Origin of the sequence: Rhizobium sp. BK399 (assembly GCF_014194695.1) — a bacterium.
Lineage (GTDB): Bacteria > Pseudomonadota > Alphaproteobacteria > Rhizobiales > Rhizobiaceae > Rhizobium.
On the sequence record NZ_JACIAH010000053.1, the window covers coordinates 1 to 1,388 of the forward strand.

The following is a 1,388-nucleotide window of genomic DNA, read 5'->3' on the forward strand; positions in this document are numbered from 1 at the left end:
CTACTCGCTACGACAAGCGCCCGGAAAACTATCTCGCAGCGGTCAAACTCGTCGCGGCAAGGATCTGGTGTCAGAGTTTATGAGTCGACGGCCTAATTCAAGCGAAGAGGATGCACGGTCTGTCGCAGAAACGATCCGAAGCCGGGTAGAGGCTGCAGCTCTCGCCAACCCCTCGTCACGCGTTGCCCCCTGCGTCACAATTAGCGTTGGCGTAGCGGCAGGGACGGTTGATAGGGAAGCCATATCGCCGGACCAGCTTCAGCGTAGGGCGGATGCATCTCTGTATGATGCCAAAACGAATGGTCGTAACCAAGTCGCTGTATGCAAAGATTACGGTTGAGGATCTGGCGGAGCTCCGTCGGGACCTGCCCAAGCGAACTTCTCAGCTTCTTGATTGGTTTCTAATTTCATGGCGTTGCCGCCGTCCATTGCTTTCCGTGCAGTGAATATGCAGATCTACCGCCGTGATGGGATTGCACTAGCGACCAGCACATTAAATCGGCGAAGGCATTGATTAGAAAGAGTCTCCCGCCCAATCTTCATGGCCATGGCGGATACGGATCACGAATATGCTCCCGTCTTCGATGATGCGATACACCACAAGGTGCGCCTTGAACGGATGGATCCTTACAGGGGGAGAAATCTCACAGCGTTCGCGCGCCATTCTTGGGTTGGTGGCGATGAGTTCGAGCAAGGCAAAAAGCTCATCGTGATATCGTCTGGCAACTGGTGCTCCGAAGATCCGGATGCCTTCTTCCGCTATGGAAACAATATCCTCTTCCGCTTGGATCGAAAGGCTGAATGGCATCAAGCGCTTCCGCGGCTGATCTCGGCTCGAGCGGTGGCTGCAGCAAACAACTCGTCCCTTGAACGGCTCCCAACTCCGCTTCTAATCCCGTCGTCGACAAAGCGCTGCATCTCGGCAATCTTATCCGTACGGGCTTGGTCTCTGCGGATCAGGTCCCTGACATAATCGCTCGCATTCGAGTATCGACCTGTCTTAGCCTGTGCTTCCACCCAGTCTTTCATGGGATCTGGCAGGGATACATTCATCGTCGCCATTCGAGTCTCCTTTATGCTTGAGGATACGTGCTGATGGCAAAGTTTGTCAAATCCAAGATGAGGTCGCAAGTTACTGCTCTTGAAGGGAATCGAACCAAAGTCCACCGCCTCCGATACACTAAGCTGCTGTATCTTTTATGCTCAGCGTGGAAAGGTTCGTTCGCGACACATGGGTTCCATCATCGCTTTACGGCAACACATTTCACCTCAGCGAGGAGTCCCTGGTGCGCCAGTGACCTTGCCCCCAAGTTTTATCCAGTTTTAAGTTCGCTCCGGCGGTTTTGGGTTGCTGTATTTGGGGCGGTAGCGGCGGGTTGCGGTGCGGA

The 1,388-nt window shown here is 54.2% G+C and carries 3 protein-coding genes and 1 pseudogene; 2 read left to right on the forward strand and 2 right to left on the reverse strand.

Annotated features, from left to right (window positions below):
- Nucleotides 1–83, forward strand: a pseudogene (locus FHT97_RS31375) (IS5/IS1182 family transposase); the annotation flags it as partial.
- Nucleotides 80–340: a diguanylate cyclase gene (locus tag FHT97_RS30630; protein WP_246712872.1), complete on the forward strand. Its 261-nt coding sequence runs from the start codon at nucleotides 80–82 to the stop codon at nucleotides 338–340. The pseudogene FHT97_RS31375 and the gene FHT97_RS30630, both read left to right, overlap by 4 nt.
- A 174-nt stretch (nucleotides 341–514) precedes the next feature.
- Here the strand turns inward: FHT97_RS30630 and FHT97_RS30635 are convergent, their stop codons facing one another.
- Both FHT97_RS30635 and FHT97_RS30640 read right to left on the reverse strand, forming a co-directional pair.
- Nucleotides 515–808 carry a type II toxin-antitoxin system RelE/ParE family toxin gene (locus FHT97_RS30635; protein WP_183757785.1) on the reverse strand — a complete coding sequence of 98 codons (294 nt, stop codon included), beginning with the start codon at nucleotides 806–808 and terminating at the stop codon, nucleotides 515–517.
- On the reverse strand, nucleotides 808–1,062 hold the full coding sequence (locus tag FHT97_RS30640; RefSeq protein ID WP_028828054.1) for a type II toxin-antitoxin system ParD family antitoxin: 255 nt from the start codon (nucleotides 1,060–1,062) through the stop codon (nucleotides 808–810). Before FHT97_RS30640 ends, FHT97_RS30635 begins: the two co-directional genes overlap by 1 nt.
- Nucleotides 1,063–1,388: the final 326 nt, after the last annotated feature.

Bases quoted from the DNA above. Each gene is read 5' to 3' on its own strand.
- FHT97_RS30640 (WP_028828054.1), bottom strand. From the start codon at position 1,062: ATGGCGACGATGAATGTATCCCTGCCAGATCCCATGAAAGACTGGGTG.
- FHT97_RS30635 (WP_183757785.1), bottom strand. From the start codon at position 808: ATGCCATTCAGCCTTTCGATCCAAGCGGAAGAGGATATTGTTTCCATA.
- FHT97_RS30630 (WP_246712872.1), top strand. From the start codon at position 80: ATGAGTCGACGGCCTAATTCAAGCGAAGAGGATGCACGGTCTGTCGCA.